The 16,159-nt window shown below is 59.8% G+C and carries 13 protein-coding genes and 1 pseudogene; 8 read left to right on the top strand and 6 right to left on the bottom strand.

Going from position 1 to position 16,159, the window contains the following annotated elements; all coding sequences use genetic code 11:
• The first annotated feature begins 2 nt into the window (after positions 1–2).
• The 3 genes from U6037_RS16855 to U6037_RS16845 all read left to right on the top strand — a co-directional run bounded on the left by U6037_RS16855 (position 3) and on the right by U6037_RS16845 (position 3,347).
• Positions 3–1,961, top strand: coding sequence for a MacB family efflux pump subunit (locus U6037_RS16855; protein WP_322843820.1), 1,959 nt, complete (start codon positions 3–5; stop codon positions 1,959–1,961).
• Positions 1,962–2,640: 679 nt separating this feature from the next.
• Positions 2,641–3,006, top strand: coding sequence for a DUF6124 family protein (locus tag U6037_RS16850; protein ID WP_095111868.1), 366 nt, complete (start codon positions 2,641–2,643; stop codon positions 3,004–3,006).
• Positions 3,007–3,065: 59 nt separating this feature from the next.
• On the top strand, positions 3,066–3,347 hold the full coding sequence (locus U6037_RS16845; RefSeq protein WP_256588333.1) for a DUF6124 family protein: 282 nt from the start codon (positions 3,066–3,068) through the stop codon (positions 3,345–3,347).
• A 224-nt stretch (positions 3,348–3,571) separates the two neighbouring features.
• Here U6037_RS16845 and U6037_RS16840 read toward each other — a convergent pair whose 3' ends face one another.
• Positions 3,572–4,318 (bottom strand): helix-turn-helix transcriptional regulator, encoded by a 747-nt coding sequence (locus U6037_RS16840; RefSeq protein ID WP_322843819.1) that lies wholly within the window; start codon positions 4,316–4,318, stop codon positions 3,572–3,574.
• Between the two features lie 318 nt (positions 4,319–4,636).
• On the opposite strand from U6037_RS16840, the gene ycaC reads away from it, so the two are divergent.
• On the top strand, positions 4,637–5,269 hold the full coding sequence (ycaC, locus tag U6037_RS16835; protein ID WP_064390431.1) for an isochorismate family cysteine hydrolase YcaC: 633 nt from the start codon (positions 4,637–4,639) through the stop codon (positions 5,267–5,269).
• An 81-nt stretch (positions 5,270–5,350) separates the two neighbouring features.
• Here the strand turns inward: ycaC and U6037_RS16830 are convergent, their stop codons facing one another.
• Positions 5,351–6,601 carry an MFS transporter gene (locus U6037_RS16830; RefSeq protein ID WP_322843818.1) on the bottom strand — a complete coding sequence of 417 codons (1,251 nt, stop codon included), beginning with the start codon at positions 6,599–6,601 and terminating at the stop codon, positions 5,351–5,353.
• 265 nt (positions 6,602–6,866) lie between these two features.
• On the opposite strand from U6037_RS16830, the gene U6037_RS16825 reads away from it, so the two are divergent.
• The gene (locus U6037_RS16825; RefSeq protein ID WP_322843817.1) at positions 6,867–8,414 is read left to right on the top strand and encodes a sensor domain-containing diguanylate cyclase; all 1,548 of its coding nucleotides are present in this window, start codon (positions 6,867–6,869) and stop codon (positions 8,412–8,414) included.
• Here the strand turns inward: U6037_RS16825 and U6037_RS16820 are convergent.
• The 4 genes from U6037_RS16820 to U6037_RS16805 all read right to left on the bottom strand — a co-directional run bounded on the left by U6037_RS16820 (position 8,376) and on the right by U6037_RS16805 (position 14,686).
• Positions 8,376–10,838 (bottom strand): PAS domain-containing protein, encoded by a 2,463-nt coding sequence (locus tag U6037_RS16820; protein WP_322843816.1) that lies wholly within the window; start codon positions 10,836–10,838, stop codon positions 8,376–8,378. The two genes, U6037_RS16825 and U6037_RS16820, sit on opposite strands and share 39 nt — an antisense overlap.
• A gap of 126 nt (positions 10,839–10,964) precedes the next feature.
• On the bottom strand, positions 10,965–12,503 hold the full coding sequence (locus U6037_RS16815) for a cryptochrome/photolyase family protein (protein ID WP_322843815.1): 1,539 nt from the start codon (positions 12,501–12,503) through the stop codon (positions 10,965–10,967).
• A 279-nt stretch (positions 12,504–12,782) separates the two neighbouring features.
• Positions 12,783–13,907: an alkene reductase gene (locus U6037_RS16810; protein WP_322843814.1), complete on the bottom strand. Its 1,125-nt coding sequence runs from the start codon at positions 13,905–13,907 to the stop codon at positions 12,783–12,785.
• A gap of 101 nt (positions 13,908–14,008) precedes the next feature.
• Entirely contained in the window at positions 14,009–14,686 is a 678-nt protein-coding gene (locus U6037_RS16805) for a type 1 glutamine amidotransferase domain-containing protein (protein ID WP_322843813.1), read from the bottom strand.
• Positions 14,687–14,898: 212 nt separating this feature from the next.
• On the opposite strand from U6037_RS16805, the gene U6037_RS16800 reads away from it, so the two are divergent.
• The 3 genes and pseudogenes from U6037_RS16800 to U6037_RS16795 all read left to right on the top strand — a co-directional run bounded on the left by U6037_RS16800 (position 14,899) and on the right by U6037_RS16795 (position 15,793).
• Positions 14,899–15,483 carry a TetR/AcrR family transcriptional regulator gene (locus tag U6037_RS16800; RefSeq protein ID WP_322843812.1) on the top strand — a complete coding sequence of 195 codons (585 nt, stop codon included), beginning with the start codon at positions 14,899–14,901 and terminating at the stop codon, positions 15,481–15,483.
• A 66-nt stretch (positions 15,484–15,549) separates the two neighbouring features.
• Positions 15,550–15,657 (top strand): annotated as a pseudogene (locus U6037_RS29480) (hypothetical protein); the annotation flags it as partial.
• The gene (locus tag U6037_RS16795; RefSeq protein WP_416221733.1) at positions 15,650–15,793 is read left to right on the top strand and encodes a hypothetical protein; all 144 of its coding nucleotides are present in this window, start codon (positions 15,650–15,652) and stop codon (positions 15,791–15,793) included. The pseudogene U6037_RS29480 and the gene U6037_RS16795, both read left to right, overlap by 8 nt.
• Positions 15,794–16,159 lie beyond the last annotated feature (366 nt).

Here is a 16,159-nt window from a genome sequence, read left to right as displayed (position 1 = left end):
GCATGACTGAGCCACTGCTGCAGCTCACCGGCATCACCCGCAGTTTCACCGCCGGCGACCGCGAATTTCTGGCGCTGAAAAACATCAACCTGACAATCAACGCCGGGGAAATGGTCGCGATCATTGGCGCTTCGGGTTCCGGTAAATCGACGCTGATGAACATCCTCGGCTGCCTCGATTACGCTACCGCCGGCAGCTACAGGATCAACGGCCAGGAAACCCGCGATCTGGACAATCAGGCGCTGGCTGAACTGCGCCGTGACTACTTCGGTTTCATCTTCCAGCGTTACCACTTGCTGCCGCATTTGAGCGCGATGCACAACGTTGAGATGCCGGCGATTTACGCCGGTACGCCGCAGCTTCAGCGCCATGCCCGTGCCCGTGAATTGTTGGCGCGGCTGGGCCTGGAGGGACACCTGGCGCATCGGCCGAGCCAGCTTTCCGGCGGTCAGCAGCAGCGGGTGAGTATCGCCCGGGCCTTGATGAATGGCGGCGAAGTGATCCTCGCCGACGAACCGACCGGCGCCCTCGATACCGCCAGCGGCAAAGAGGTGATGCGCATCCTGCTGGAGCTGCACGCGGCGGGGCACACGGTGATTCTGGTGACCCACGACCCGAAAGTCGCGGCCAACGCCGAGCGCATCATCGAAGTCAGCGACGGCGAAATCCTCAGCGACCGCGCCAACGAACGCGACACTACGCATCTGCTCAGCGACGAACCGGTGACGCCGAAAGCCACCGCCTCCCGGCGTCTTGTTGCCAGTCTCGGGTTGTTCAAAGAGGCGTTCGCCATGGCGTGGGTGGCGTTGATTTCCCATCGCATGCGCACCTTGTTGACCATGCTTGGTATCGTCATTGGCATCACCTCAGTGGTGTCGATTTCGGCGGTCGGGGAGGGCGCCAAGAATTACGTGCTCAAGGACATCGCCGCGATTGGCAGCAACACCATCGATGTCTATCCCGGCAGCAGTTACGGCGACAAACGTGCCGCCGCCATCGAAACCCTGACGCCGGCCGATGTCACCGCGCTGAATCAGTTGTATTACGTCGACAGCGCCACGCCGATGATCGGCCGCAGCCTGTTGCTGCGCTATCGCAATATCGACCTGGATGCACAGGTCAATGGCGTCAGCGATCAGTACTTCAAGGTGCGCGGGATCAAGATGGCGGCGGGTATTGCGTTCAGCGAAAACGATGCACGGCGCCAGGCGCAGGTGGTGGTCATCGATCACAACACCCGGCAGCGCCTGTTTGGGCAAGACGTGGATCCGTTGGGCCAGGTGATCCTGATCGGTAACCTGCCGTGCACGGTGATCGGTGTGGCCGCGCAGGATAAAAGCCTGTTCGCCTCGGGCAAGACCCTCAACGTCTGGGTGCCTTATGAAACCGCCGCCGGGCGGGTGTTGGGCCAGCGATATCTGGACAGCATCAGCGTGCGCATGAAGGACGGCCAGCCGAGCAAAGTGGTGGAAGAACACGTCACCCAACTGCTGCTGCAACGCCACGGCACCAAGGATTTCTTCACCAACAACCTCGACAGCGTCTTGCAGACCGTGCAGAAAACCAGCCGTTCACTGGCGTTGCTGCTGTCGCTGATTGCAGTGATTTCGTTGGTGGTGGGGGGGATCGGAGTGATGAACATCATGCTGGTGTCGGTGACCGAGCGTACGCGGGAAATCGGTATTCGCATGGCGGTGGGCGCGCGGCAGTCGGACATTCGTCAGCAGTTTTTGGTGGAGGCGGTGATGGTCTGTCTGTTGGGCGGGGCGATCGGGATTTCCCTGTCGTATGCGATCGGGCATTTGTTTTCGGTGTTTATCAAGGAGTGGGAGATGGTGTTTTCGCTGGCGTCGGTGCTGACGGCGGTGGTGTGCTCGACGTTGATCGGCATTGTGTTTGGTTTTGTGCCGGCACGGAATGCTTCACGGCTTGATCCGATTGAGGCGTTGGCGCGGGATTAAGAGCGGCCCTCATCAAACCTGTGGGGCATGGCTCAGGTCGTGATGTTGGGGGGAATTGGCGGTGAATCAGGCATTGGTGCACGTCGCGGGATTGCCCTCACCCTAACCCTCTCCCAGAGGGAGAGGGGACTGATCGCGGTGTTCTTTCGAGGTACGCCGACTTGAAATATCGCGTCGAACTCAGGCACGAAAACTACACAAATCTGCTCCCTTTCCCCCTCGCCCCCTTGGGGGAGAGGGCTGGGGTGAGGGGGTAGATCCAACTGACACACTGCAAAACCTGGAACCACCGCCCTCCAGTATTTCCGTCAATAAACACAACGCCGATTGCCCGTTTAAATTACACGCCCCGTTACGTCATACCGCCTACAACACCTTGCGTCGTTACCTACGCGTACGCCAGAATCCGCCGGCTTACGCGGCTATGGGTCGGGATATATCGTTTGCCTGTCACTGCAAATCAGTGATCGGGTTTGGTAGCCCGCTTCGGTACCGCCGTATGGCGCCACCTTATGCAGTCTCTTTTTTGCGGCTGCGTTTTATATGGTGGACATGCGTGGGGCTCATTCATGAGCGCCGGGTTTCCGTATCGACCGGTCTACCAACCCGCGCATGGCCGCCACCTTCGTTTGGTAGCGAAAGTGATGGCTCCGGTTAATTTCGATACGAGATTTTATCTATGTTCAAAGCCACACCCAACCCACCAGATACCGATCCAATCCCCTACGACGCCGCACTAGAACCTCAAAACATCAAAGAGGCCACAGAACGGGCGATCAATTTCTACCTCAATCCTTCCGCGCTCAAGACCTCAAAACCCACCCGCAAAACCGGCAAGATCTACCTGATCGACCCCACCATCGACGACGAAACCCTGCTCGTTGAAGCCTACGAATCGTTGTCCTCGGCCAGTGACATGGCCCGCGACCTTGCCGACTCGATCGACAGCCCGCACCGCAAGAAGATGCTGATCCTGCAACAGGTGATCATGTTGAGTGAACTGGTGGTGAGTCGCGTCCTCGACAACCAGCGCTTGCCCAACTAATTGCGAAACAGCCGCGCGAGGGAGCCTGCTCCCTCGCTGCGCAGAAGGAGTTTGTGCGAATGTCAAAGACACCCGATCCACCGGTCACTGCGGCAAATATCATGGCCACGCCCTATACGCCCAACGCTATGTTCCGGGTCAACCCGCAAACCGATACGGAATCCCTGCTGGCAAACGCCTGTGAATCGCTGGCCTCGGCCTCGGTCATGTTGTGTGATTTTGCCGGGATGCTGGAGGGGCCCAATCGCCAGACCTTGCTGGGCATCGCGCAAGTGGTGATGTTGGGGGAATTGGCGGTGAATCAGGCATGGGGGCACGTCGCGGGATTGCCCTCACCCTAACCCTCTCCCGGAGGGAGAGGGGACTGACCGAGGTGTTCTTTCGAGATGCACCGACGTGAGATACCGAGTCGAACTCAGGGTTTGAACAGCACAAAGATCGGCTAAAAAATCGAACTCAGTTTCGAATTCAACCGAGATCGGCTCCCTTTCCCCCTCGCCCCCTTGGGGGAGAGGGCTGGGGTGAGGGGGTAGCGATCCAGAGCCGTGCACAAAACCCACCTCTGTCACGCCGCACTCGACGCCAACGCCTCCAACGGCGAATACATCCAGCGCATCAACGAATGCCGCCCGCTGATGCCCAACTTGATTGCCGCGCGTTTCAGATAACTCTCCACGGTATTGACCTTCAATGCCAACTGCTCGGCCAGTTCCGGCGCCGTGCGGCCGGCGAGCAGGCCGACACACACTTCGGTTTCGCGGTTGGACAGGCTCAGCCCCAGTTGCTCCAGGCGCTCGTCAAAGCGCAGGCGCAAGGTTTCCAGGCCGTTGCCTTCGGCGGCCTCGGGTAGGCTTTGTGGATCAGGGCTGGTCGGTTGCAGGGCGTTGATGTGTTTTTCCACCATCGGCAGCAGCACCGGGGAGATGTCCTGCAACAGGCTGCGCTCCTGCGCGGAAAAACGCTGCGACTCGCCGTTGCGGTACACCGAAATCACGTAGCGATAGCCGTCCTTGCGCCGGGTCAAGTGCAGCTGCGAAGCGTCTGCGCTGGTTGCGGCCGGCGGATTCTGTAAGTGGTGGGCCGCCGCACTGTGTTCGGAAAACACCGTTTCGGCGAGCAGGGCCGGCTCTTTCAGCGGCTCCGGCTCATTGCGACTCGATGCGCGGCCCAGCGGTTCGACACGCATCTGCCGGATGTGCGTGGCGTCCACCGCCAGTTGCGTCAGGATCAGGTCATGCAGCATGCGCGGAAAGTGCCGGCTGCCGGTGCTGGCGATGACCTTGCCGATGTGGGGGAACAAGTGTGAGTTCATATGCGTGTCATCCCTGAGAGGCGTCAATTCAAAAACGTCTGCAGCACCGTCGACGATCTCCTTGGTCGACGAAATACCGCAGACTTGGATCCTATCCTAGTACAACGTTTGAGCGACGGTTTAATGAAGGTGTTATTAGCTAATAACCGCGACTCTGCTGGGTTGAAGGTAAAAACGCCGAGGCATCGATGGCGAATTGTCCCGTTCAGGTTGACGGTGAAACGCGTTTCAGCCGATTTATCCCTTTTCGATGCGTCAGTAATCTGTACCCAACTTGAACGCAACAACAACTTCAAAAACTCAAAAGGGACGCAGACCATGACCACTCCAACCTACAACCGCCTGAACAAAGACGACGCCATCGTGCTGCTGGTCGACCACCAGACCGGTCTGATTTCCTTGGTGCAGGACTTCTCGCCCAACGAATTCAAGAACAACGTGCTGGCCCTGGCCGATCTGGCCAGGTTCTTCGAACTGCCGACCATCCTCACCACCAGTTTCGAACAAGGCCCGAACGGCCCGTTGGTGCCGGAACTGAAAGAAATGTTCCCGGATGCGCCGTACATCGCTCGTCCAGGTCAGATCAACGCCTGGGACAACGAAGACTTCGTCAAAGCGATCAAGGCTACCGGCCGTAAACAGATCATCATTGCCGGTGTAGTGACGGATGTCTGTGTAGCGTTCCCGACCTTGTCGGCGCTGGCGGAAGGGTTTGATGTGTTTGTGGTGACTGATGCGTCGGGCACCTTCAACACCACGGTGCAACAAGCCGCGTGGAGCCGCATGACGCAGGCCGGCGCACAGATGATGAACTGGTTCTCGGTGGCGTGTGAGCTGCACCGCGACTGGCGCAACGATATTGAAGGTTTGGGCAATCTGCTGTCGCAGCGGATCCCTAACTACCGCAACCTGATGAACAGCTATTCGGCGCTGACGGCTCAGCAGAAATAATCCTGCGCGACAAACGAAAGCCTGCCCTGAAAAGCAGGCTTTTGTCGTGCTCGTACGTTAAAGCTGAACAGCAGGATACGTTCAGGATTCTGCAGCGGCCTCGACCACGCCGGTTTCAGCCAGATGACCACTGCGCTGGGTTTCCGGCACCCCGATCCCGAGCAGGACAACAGCCACTGCCGCAATAGCGGCCAAAGTTAGAAACGCTGCACTGTAACCGGCCTCTCGCACCACGAATCCAGCGAGGCCGTTGCTCAGCGCCGCGCCTAGTCCGAAAGCTGTCGTCAGTGCGCCAAGGCTGATGTTGAAGTGACCGGTGCCCTGGGTGAGATCCTTGACCATGATTGGAAACAAGGCGCCGAACAGACCGGCGCCGACGCCGTCGAGCATCTGCACCGCGACCAGCCAATAGGCATCGTCCGACAGCGTATAGAGCACACCGCGCAAAGGCAGGATCAGAAAACCGGCCAGCAGCAGCGGTTTGCGCCCCCACAGATCGGCTTTCGCACCGACCAGTAACGCCGCCGGCACCATCACCAATTGCGCCGCCACGATGCAGGCGGAGGTCAGCGGGGTGGCCATCTGCAAATTGGCTTGCGCGAGTTTTTGGCTCACCAGTGGCAACATCGCCGCATTGGCGAGGTGGAACAGCGCACAGCAAATGGCGAACAGCAGCAACGGTCGGTTGCCGAGCAACACGGATAAACCGGAAGGCTGGCGATGGCCAGCGTCGGCAGGATCGAGTCCGCGCGCCAGATCATGGTCGATGGCTGCTGGCGAAACGCAAGCAATGGCGATGACACTGGCCAGCGCCATGGCCGCCATCAGATAGAACACCGCCACCGGGCCGAACAGATAAGCGAACACGCCGGCCAGCAGCGCGGCGCAGGCATTACCGGCGTGATTGAAGGTTTCGTTGCGCCCGGTTCGCCGAGTGAACGCTCGCGGTCCGGTCATGCCCAGGGTGATTGCGCAAATGGCCGGGGCGAATATTGATGCGGCCATCGCACTCAGGGTTTGCGTCAACGCCACCCAGGTGAAGGACGTCACGAACGGCAGCAACAGGCAACTGCCGGTCACCAGCAGCGCGGCGATCGCAATCAAAGCACGCTTGCGATGGCTGTTGTCGACCCAGGCGCCGGCGGGTGTCTGCGTGATCAGCGCGGCGACCCCGGCGATGGTCATCACCAGGCCAATGCTCGCTGGCTCCCAGTGATGCACCGCCAACAGGTAAATGGCCAGATAGGGGCCGAGACCGTCGCGCACGTCGGCGAGAAAAAAATTCAGGCTGTCCAGAGACAGGTTGTTGCGGCGATCCAGATCAGCGGCCACGGCAGTGTCTTCAATGTTCGAGGTCTGCGAATGGATTCAACCTCAGCAAGCCTAGTGACCTGCGGCCGTGAATATAAGTTGCAGGCCGCTGCCGTGTCGTTGCGAAACAACGCCAAGGGACTGAAAACGACGTTCCGTCACGCGGTTGCTGCGCGTTTAGCGCGCTACTTGTATCCTTGCGCCGGTCGAGGACATACGACCGCTGTTATTGCCTTGAATCAGTAACGGCAGGAACGGAAAACCGGACTTTCCATAAGGTACTTTCGTGAAGCGTGATACCCACCTCGTCACCCTCTTGCTGCTGGTCATCGGCTGCTCTCTGGCGTCGCTGACCATCTGGAAAGTGCTGTCCTCGCGCGATCGTGCGCTGGAGGAAGTCAACGTGCACGGGTTGAACCTGACCCAGGCACTCGAGACCTATTCCGAGGGCATTGTCCGGCAAAGTTCGCTGCTGTTGCTCGGGCTGGTCGAGCGCCTGGAAACCGAAGGCAGTGGCCCCGCGCAGATCCAGCGCTTGGGTGCGTTGATCAACCGCCAACAGCCGTTGATGCCACAAATGAGCGGGATCACCATCTATGACCGTCAGGGCCATTGGCTGATGTCGTCGAACCGACCGATTCCGGCGGGGGCCAATAGCAGTGATCGGGCCTACTTCATTCATCATCGCGACGACCCGAGCCGCGAACCCTTTATCGGGCCACCCATCCGCAGCCGCTCCAATCAGGAGTGGGTGATCACCGTCAGCCGCCGTTTCAATGATGATCGCGGCGAGTTTGCCGGGGTGGTGGCCGTGACGTTGGGCGTGGAAAACTTCCTGCGCCTGTTCGGCAAACTCGACGTCGGCCAGGAGGGGGCCATCGGCTTGTCGTATACCGACGGCACGTTGCTGGTGCGCTATCCGTTCCGCGAGCAGGACATGGGCCGCAACCTTTCCAAGTCGCCGATCTACGCCAAGTACCTGGTCGATCAATCGGTCGGTACCGCGTCGTATACCTCCAGCCTGGATGGCGTCGAACGCCTCTACGCCTTCCGCAAAAGCGAGAAGTTGCCGCTGATCACCACGGTCGCCATCGGCAAGCGTGAAGCCCTCGCGGCCTGGCGAACCGAGGCGCAGCTGTCGGCCGTGGTGGTGGCGGGGCTGTTGGGGCTTACCGGACTGATCGGCTGGTTCTTGATTCTCGATATCCGCCGTCGGACCCAGGTAGAAGGTGAACTGCGCATCGCTCAACAGCAGTTGCTCGGCTCGAACCGACAGTTGGAGTTGTTGGCCATGAAGGATGCGCTGACCGGTCTGGCGAATCGGCGCTGCTTTGATCAGACCCTGGCTTCAGAGGCGCGGCGGGCACAGCGCGACGGCTCGTCGCTGGCCTTGCTGATGATCGATATCGATTACTTCAAGCGGTTTAACGATGCGCTTGGGCACGTTGCCGGCGACGCCTGTCTGCAGGCGGTCGGTAACGTGCTGGATGCCTGTGTGCGGCGGCCGTCGGATCTGGTGGCGCGCTACGGCGGTGAAGAGTTCGCGGTGATCATGCCTGACACCGACATTGAAGGCGCCACGGTGGTTGCGCAGCTGATTATCGAGCGCTTGCAGCAAGCCAACATTGCCCACCCCACCAGTCCCGAGACCCGCGTAAGCCTGAGCATCGGCATCGCCGCCGCGCGCGGTGCGCAGCTGGATCCGGTGCACGGTCTGATCGAGTGCGCCGATCAGGCGCTGTATCAAGCGAAGACGGCCGGGCGCAACAGGTTCATGACGTCTCCTGCGCAACCCTCATTCGACGTCGATGGACAGCAAACCACTGACCCGTGACACCAGTGTGTCAACCGCAAAAGGCTTGGTTAGCACCTGCATACCGGGGCCGAGTTGGCCGTTACCGATCACTGAGTTTTCCGCGTACCCGGTAATGAACAAGGTCTTCAGTTTCGGCCTGATTTGCCTGCCCGCATCGGCCATTTGCCGGCCGTTCATGCCGCCCGGCAAGCCGACGTCGGTGATCAGCAAATCGATGTGCGCGCTGGAGCGCAATGTCTCCAGTCCTTCAACGCTGTCGGCAGCTTCGAGCAGGTTGTAGCCGAGGTCGTTCAGCACGTCTTTGAGCAGCGTGCGAACGGTGGGTTCGTCGTCGACAATCAGGATGGTCTCACCGGCCTTGGCATGAGGCGTCGCTGAGCTTTGCGTGTCATCCTGATTGCGCTGCGTTTCGCCGAGGTAGCGCGGCAGGTAAATGCAGATGATGGTGCCTTGCCCCACGGTCGATTGCACCCGCACTTGCCCGCCGGATTGTTTGGTGAAACCGTAGATCATCGACAGCCCCAGCCCCGTTCCCTGGCCCAGCGGCTTGGTGGTGAAAAACGGGTCGAAAGCCTTGGCCATGACTTCCGCACTCATACCGGTACCGGTGTCCGAGACCGACAAGCACAGGTATTGCCCTTCGGGCATTTCCCGTACACGCGCTGATTCAGCATCCAGGGTTCGATTGGCGGTTTCGACGGTAATGCTGCCGCCATCGGGCATCGCATCGCGGGCGTTGATGCACAGGTTAAGCAGGGCGTTTTCCAGTTGACTGGCATCCACCAGCGCCGGCCACAAATCAGCCGCGACGACCGTGTTCAGGCGAATGCTCGGGCCGACGGTGCGCTGGATCAGTTCGCTCATGCCGGCAATCAGTGCGTTGACTTCGGTCGGCCGTGGATCGAGGGTCTGTCGCCGGGAGAAGGCCAGCAGGCGATGGGTCAGGGCGGTGGCGCGTTTGGCGGCGTCCTGGGCGATCAGCATGTATTTGTCGATGTCGTTCAAGCGACCTTGGGCAATGCGTTTTTCCATCAGTTCAAGGGAGGCGCAAATGCCTGCCAACAGGTTGTTGAAGTCATGGGCCAGGCCGCCGGTGAGTTGCCCGACCGCTTCCATTTTCTGCGATTGGCGCAGCTTCTCTTCGGCCTGCATCAGTTCTGCAGTGCGCGCCGAGACGCGCTGCTCCAATGTGTCGTTGAGCGCCTTTAACGCGGCGGTGACCCGGTCGCGCTCGGCTTCGACATTGCGCCGGTCTTCGACATCGATGAGCACGCCGGGAAAGCGCAGAGGTGTGCCGTCTTCAGCGCATTCGACGCGTCCGTTGGCCTCAATCCAGGTGTATTGGCCATCCGCACCGCGCACTCGGTACTGGTGCGAATAGGCACCGCCGCGGGCAATGACTTCGTTGATGGCGTTTGTAAGTCCGACTCTGTCGTCGGGGTGAACGGTCTTCACCACTTGCTCCAGGCTCAGACCGTCGAGACCCCAGGCAGGGTCGAGGTTGAGAACCCGGGCAAAGGCCTCATCGACGCTGAAGCGATCGCTGGGCAAGTGCCAGTGCCAGGTGCCGATAATGGCGCCGGCGGCCAGGGCGAGTTGGACCCGTTCGACGTTTTCCCGCGCGACCGCCTCGCTGACGCGCAAGCGTTCTTGCGCGTCGCGACGCTCGGTGACATCGCTGAAGAAGATTGCAATCTGCCGATCGGCCGGGTCGCCGACACGCACGGCGCGCACATCGAACCAGCGTTCGAAGGTATTGGCGTAGTTCTCGAAGTTGGCTGGCTCGCCGGTCTTGGCCACATGGCCGTAGGTTTCGAACCAGAATTTTTCCAGGTTGGGCGCAAACTCGGTGACCCACTTGCCCCGCAGATTGACCCCGGCCTGACGTTCGAACGCCGGGTTGGCTTCGACGAAGCAATAGTCGATAGGGTGGTCGTCGGCGTCGAATTTGACTTTGACGATGGCGAACGCCGCCTCGATGGTTTCCAGAATGGTGCTGAAGCGTTCTTCACTCTGGCGTAGTGCGGTTTCGGCGCTACGCGAACGGGTGAGGTCGAGCATCGCACCGATCATGCGTTCGGCTTTGCCATCGGCATTGCGGATCAGATGTCCGCGATCCAGCACTTCGGCGTATGAACCATCGTGGCAGAGGAAGCGGTACTCAGCGCTCCAGGTCGTGCCAGAGCCGTCAATCGCCGAGCGAATCGAGGTTGTCACGCGCGAGCGATCCTGCGTGTGAATCTGCGAAAACCGCCAGTCACACGTCGGTTCTATGGCGGTTGACGCGTAGCCATAGGCCTGTTGCAGCGAATCGTTCCAGATGACCTGGTTGGTTTGCAGATCCCAGTCCCAGACGGCGTCGCAGGTTGCCCTGACAGCCAGGCGCAGACGCGTGACCTCGGACTCAAGCTCCTCGCGAGTAAGCTGTTTCAGGATGTTCACCCTTCATGCGTTGATGGTTGGCTTGCGTTCAATTGGTCTTTCAAGCCCTATGCTTCACAAGCTTTGTGAGCCATTGACCCGGGGCCTCATGGTTAAGTTGCACGCGGGACAAGGGCGCAGGTGTTTTCATAACGATTCGCCGCGATCCAGTCTGTCGAGCAGCCCTTGTCCGCGTTGCCACAATGCCTCCTGTTTATCCGGCGGCATGCGATCGAGGTTTTTGTACATCATGGCCATGCGCTGATTGCCGCGCAGAAGGTCACCGTGACGCATCAGAAAATGCCAGTACAAGGCATTGAACGGGCAAGCGTTGTCAGCCGTGGTTTCGCGCACCGAGTAAGCACAGTCGCGACAGTAGTCGGACATCCGGTTGATGTACTGGCCGCTGGCGCAGTAAGGCTTGGAACCGAGGTAACCGCCGTCGGCGTGCATGACCATGCCGAGGGTATTGGGCAGCTCGACCCAATCGAAAGCGTCCATGTAAATCGCCAGATACCACTCACAGATCTGACTCGGCGCGATGCCTGCGAGCAGGGCGAAATTGCCGGTGACCATCAGGCGTTGTATGTGATGAGCGTAAGCGTGTTTCAGGCTCTGGCCGATGGCCTGGCGCATGCAGTTCATCTGCGTGTCACTGGTCCAGTAGAACTCTGGCAAGCGCCGCGTATTACCGAAGGCATTGCCCTCGGCGTACTCCGGCATGTGCAGCCAGTAGACGCCCCGCACATATTCGCGCCAGCCGATCAGTTGACGAATGAAACCTTCGGCGGCATTCAGGGCAATGTTGCCTGACCAATAGGCAGACTCCACGTCACTGCAGAGTCGGCGCAGGTCGAGTAAGCCAATATTGAGCGCCGCGCTGATGCGGGCATGGAACAGAAACGGCTCGTCGCTGGCCATGGCGTCCTGATAATCGCCGAACCCGGCCAGGCCGTAATCGAGAAACCAGGCCCACAGTGCCTGAGCATCGGCGTGGGTCACCGGATAGTTGAAGTCATCCAGACTGCCGTAGTGACTGGCGAAGCGATCCTTGACCAGTGCGAGAACTTCGAGGGTGATTGCATCGTTGTTGAAACCCGCCGGGTAGGGCGCTTTTACCGTTTTGGGCAAGGCTTTGCGATTGTCTGCGTCAAAGTTCCAGGCGCCGCCGACGGGCGTGCCGTCGCCGTTGAGCAGCAGACGACTCTTGCGGCGCATCTCGCGATAGAAGAACTCCATGCGCAGTTGCTTTTTACCAGCGGCCCACGCGCGGAATTCGTCGCGGCTGCAGAGGAAACGGTTGTCGGCATGCCAATGGATCGGCACGCCACACTCCTTGAGCGATTGCTCCAGACGCCAGTCGCCGCACTCCGTGACGTGCAACTCGTTGGCCTGCAACAAAGCCTGCCAGCGTTTCAACTCGCCGGGCACCGAGCCGCTGTTCTGCGGGTCATCGAGGGTCACGTAATGCACTCGGATGCCCTGGTTCTCCAGGGCCTGAGCGAAGTGACGCATGGCACTGAAGATCAGGGCGATCTTCTGCGGGTGATGGGCAACGTGGCTGGCTTCTTCCATGACCTCGACCAGCAGCACACGATCATGTTCGCGATCCAGACCGGCCAATGAAGCCAGATCGAACGATAACTGGTCGCCCAGAACGAGGCACAGCCGATGGGTTTTGTTCATTTCACGGATTCAGCGTAGTGAGCAGCGAGCTGCCTGATGGACGTTTACATGTTAAGTCCAGATAGTTGTACAGATTGTAGTCTGTGTATAGGTTTTTGTGCGGTGAATATTCACATCCCCCTGTGGGAGCGAGCCTGCTCGCGAAGGCGTCGTCACATTCAACATTGTGAGTGACTGACCCGCCGCTTTCGCGAGCAGGCTCGCTCCCACAAGGGCTTGTACTCCGACTCGGATAAACGCTCCCGATATTTCGGGAGCGTTTACTGTGTATTGAAAGGCTTAGCCGGGATAAACGGGGTAGTCGGAGTAGCCCTCGGCGGTACCGCCATACACGGTGGCCGGGTTCAACGCATTCAACGGCCAGTCATTGGCAATCCGCGCCGGCAGATCGGGGTTGGCCATGAACGGGCGGCCGAAAGCGACGAAGTCGGCCAGTCCGGATTCAAGCAGTTGCGCACCGGATTCTGCGGTGTAGCGCCCGGCATAAATGATCGCGCCGCTGAAGGTGTCGCGCACGGCCTGACGGAACGTGAGGGGCATCGCCGGGGCGTTGTCCCAGTCGGCTTCGGCGATCGACAGGTAGGCGATGCCCACGTCCTGCAGCACTTTGATCGCTTCGATGTAGATGGTGTGCGGATCTTCCTCGACCATGCCCAGGTAAGTGCGCGCTTCATCAGTGGTGGTGAACAGCGGCGCGAACCGCACGCCGACCTTTTCCTTGCCGATGCACTCGGCGACACCGGCGACGACTTCCTTGAGAAAGCGCAGGCGATTTTGCAAGGAACCACCGTACTGATCGTCGCGCAGATTGCTGTGGGCGGAGATGAACTGGTTCACCAGATAACCGTTGGCGCAGTGCAACTCGATGCCGTCGAAGCCGGCGTCCATGGCGTTGCGTGCCGCCTTTATGTACAGCTGAACCAATTCCTGTACTTCATCGGTGCTGAGCGCGCGAGGTGCCGACGGTGTGACCAGTTCACCGGCGCCGGGCGCGGTTTCGATAAACACGCTGACCCGATCGGTGGCTACGGCGGAGGCCGAAACCGGCGCCGCGCCGTCGGGTTGCAGCGCGGTATGCGAGACACGGCCAACGTGCCACAACTGGGCGAAAATCACCCCGTCCACGGCATGCACGGCGTCGGTGACTTTGCGCCAGCCGGCGATTTGCTCAGGCGTATGAATGCCCGGCGTCCACGCATAACCCTGGCCACGGGGTTCGATCTGCGTGCCTTCGGTGACCAGCAAACCGGCGCCGGCACGTTGTTGGTAATACTCGGCCATCAGCTCGTTGGCGATATTGCCCGGCTGGGTGCTGCGCTGGCGGGTGAGGGGCGGCAGAACGATGCGGTTTTTCAGAGTGTGGTGGCCGAGTTTGGCCGGGGTGAAAAAAGGGTTGTTGTTCATGAGGGACCTTGTACGCTGGTTATTAGACCAGTCGTCTATCAGTTAGGTAAAAAATAACGCCGGACAAGACGCATCCGGCGTTTGGGAAGGTTGTGCGGGTTTTAGCCCAGCATCTCCAGCAGTTTTTTCGCGACAGCGGCGGAGCTGGCCGGATTCTGGCCAGTGACCAGTTGCCCATCGGCGACCACATGCACCTGCCAGTCGGCGACTTTCGAGTAATAACCACCGAGACGCTGAAACTCGTCTTCGATCAGGAACGGCACCACGTCCGTCAGGCCGACGGCGGCTTCTTCGGCATTGGTGAAACCGGTGACCTGGCGATGCTGGACCAGCGGTTTACCGTCAGCGGTGAGGGCGTGACGCAACACACCCGGCGCATGGCAGACAAAGCCGTGGGGCTTGTTGGCGCGGTCAAACGCTTCGATCAATGCGATCGATTGCTTGTCTTCGGCCAGGTCCCACAGCGGACCGTGGCCGCCCGGGTAAAACACCGCATCGAAATCATCAGCGCTGACGTCAGCCAGGCGGCCGGTGTTGGCCAGTGCCTGCTGCGCGGCGGAGTCTTTGCGGAAGCGGTCAGTTTCAGCAGTCTGCGCGTCTGGCTCATCGCTTTTCGGGTCCAGCGGCGGCTGACCTCCAGCGGGGGAAACCAGCGTGACCTCGGCGCCGGCGTCCTTGAAGGCGTAGTAGGGCGCGGCGAACTCTTCCAGCCAGAAGCCGGTTTTCTTGCCGGTGTTGCCGAGTTGATCGTGGGAAGTCAAAACCATCAGGATTTTCATAGAGCACCTTGAGTCGATCAGGTGTCTTCGATTGAGCGAAGGATTCGCCCATCGGCCACACCGGTCAGAAAACGTTTGTCGGGGCGCAGCATAGATTCCAATTAGACCAGTCGTCTAGTAATTTTTTATCCTGCGGTTTTTCATCGACAGGTATGGCAAACTTCCGTTCCTCGAAATATACGACTGGTCTATTGCCTGGTAATGTGCGCCCGATGAAAGCGACCTACGACGACACCCGCCAACACTTGCTCGATACCGGCCACCGGATGATGGCCGAGAAGGGCTTCACCAGTGTCGGACTCAACGAAATCCTGCAAACCGCCGGTGTGCCCAAGGGTTCGTTCTATCACTACTTCAAATCCAAAGAGTTGTACGGCCAGGCGTTGCTGGCGGATTACTTCGTCGGCTACCTCGCCGACATGGAGCGGCGCCTGACGCTGCCAGGGCTGAACGCTTACGAGCGGCTGATGGATTACTGGCAGGGCTGGCAGAACCGCTGCACTCTCGAAGGCCACGGTGACGAGTGTCTGGTGGTCAAGCTCAGTGCCGAAGTCGCCGACCTGTCCGAGTCGATGCGACTCACATTGCGCGATGGTGCCGAGCAAGTGGTGGCGCGTATCACCCTGTGCATCGAGCAGGGCCAGGCCGAAAACAGCTTGCCCGAGGGCGATGCCCGGCATCTGGCGGAAACCCTGTATCAGCTGTGGCTGGGCGCCAGTTTGTTGAACAAATTGCAGCGCACCGGGCAGTCTTTGGAAACATCGATGGCGATGACGAAGCGGCTTTTGCGCGTTTGATCAGGATTTTTGTGCGACGCAATGGATGACACACGTACCGGCATTCGGCCGGTCAAACATACGAATGGGAGGCAGGGCCTGACCACGGTCACCGTGCGCGGCTTCACCACGAGCGAGTTCTACCGCAACGGTTTCCCGATCAATCGCGGCTACCCGAACATGCCCGATGCCAACCGATTTGCTTGGCTTCTACAAGGTCAACGAGAAGGTGCGGCTCAATCTTGACGTGAAAAACCTGTTTGACCGCGATTATGAAGAGGGCGCATTCGGTAATGTCTACGCCTATCCGGGTGCGCTGAGAACGGTGTAGGTGGGGATTTCCTACACCTTCTAAGTCGGTGCACAGCGGCCCCTCACCCCAGCGCTCTCCCGGGAGGAGAGGGAGCCGACCGAGGTGTCTTGCGTTATGCATCGACCTGACAGCTCGCGTCGATTACGGGTCCATCCGCAATGCTAGGCGGTATTGGATTCACAGGCGCTATTGCAGGTCGGCGTTCATCGCCAATATCCCCCAATCGGTTCCCTCTCCTTGGGGAGAGGGCCAGGGTGAGGGCTAGGGAGAGGGCAGCTGTTTCGGCACGCGCCACTTAGCCAGTGACACAACCCTCCGGCGTCTTCCCGGCAAAGCTTTCCAGCAAACTCGCCACCACCCTCTCACCCATGCACGTTGAACACC

This window comes from Pseudomonas sp. B33.4 (assembly GCF_034555375.1).
Classification (GTDB): domain Bacteria; phylum Pseudomonadota; class Gammaproteobacteria; order Pseudomonadales; family Pseudomonadaceae; genus Aquipseudomonas.
Note: the sequence above shows the minus strand (reverse complement) of the source record. Positions and strands in the feature narration are given on the sequence as shown.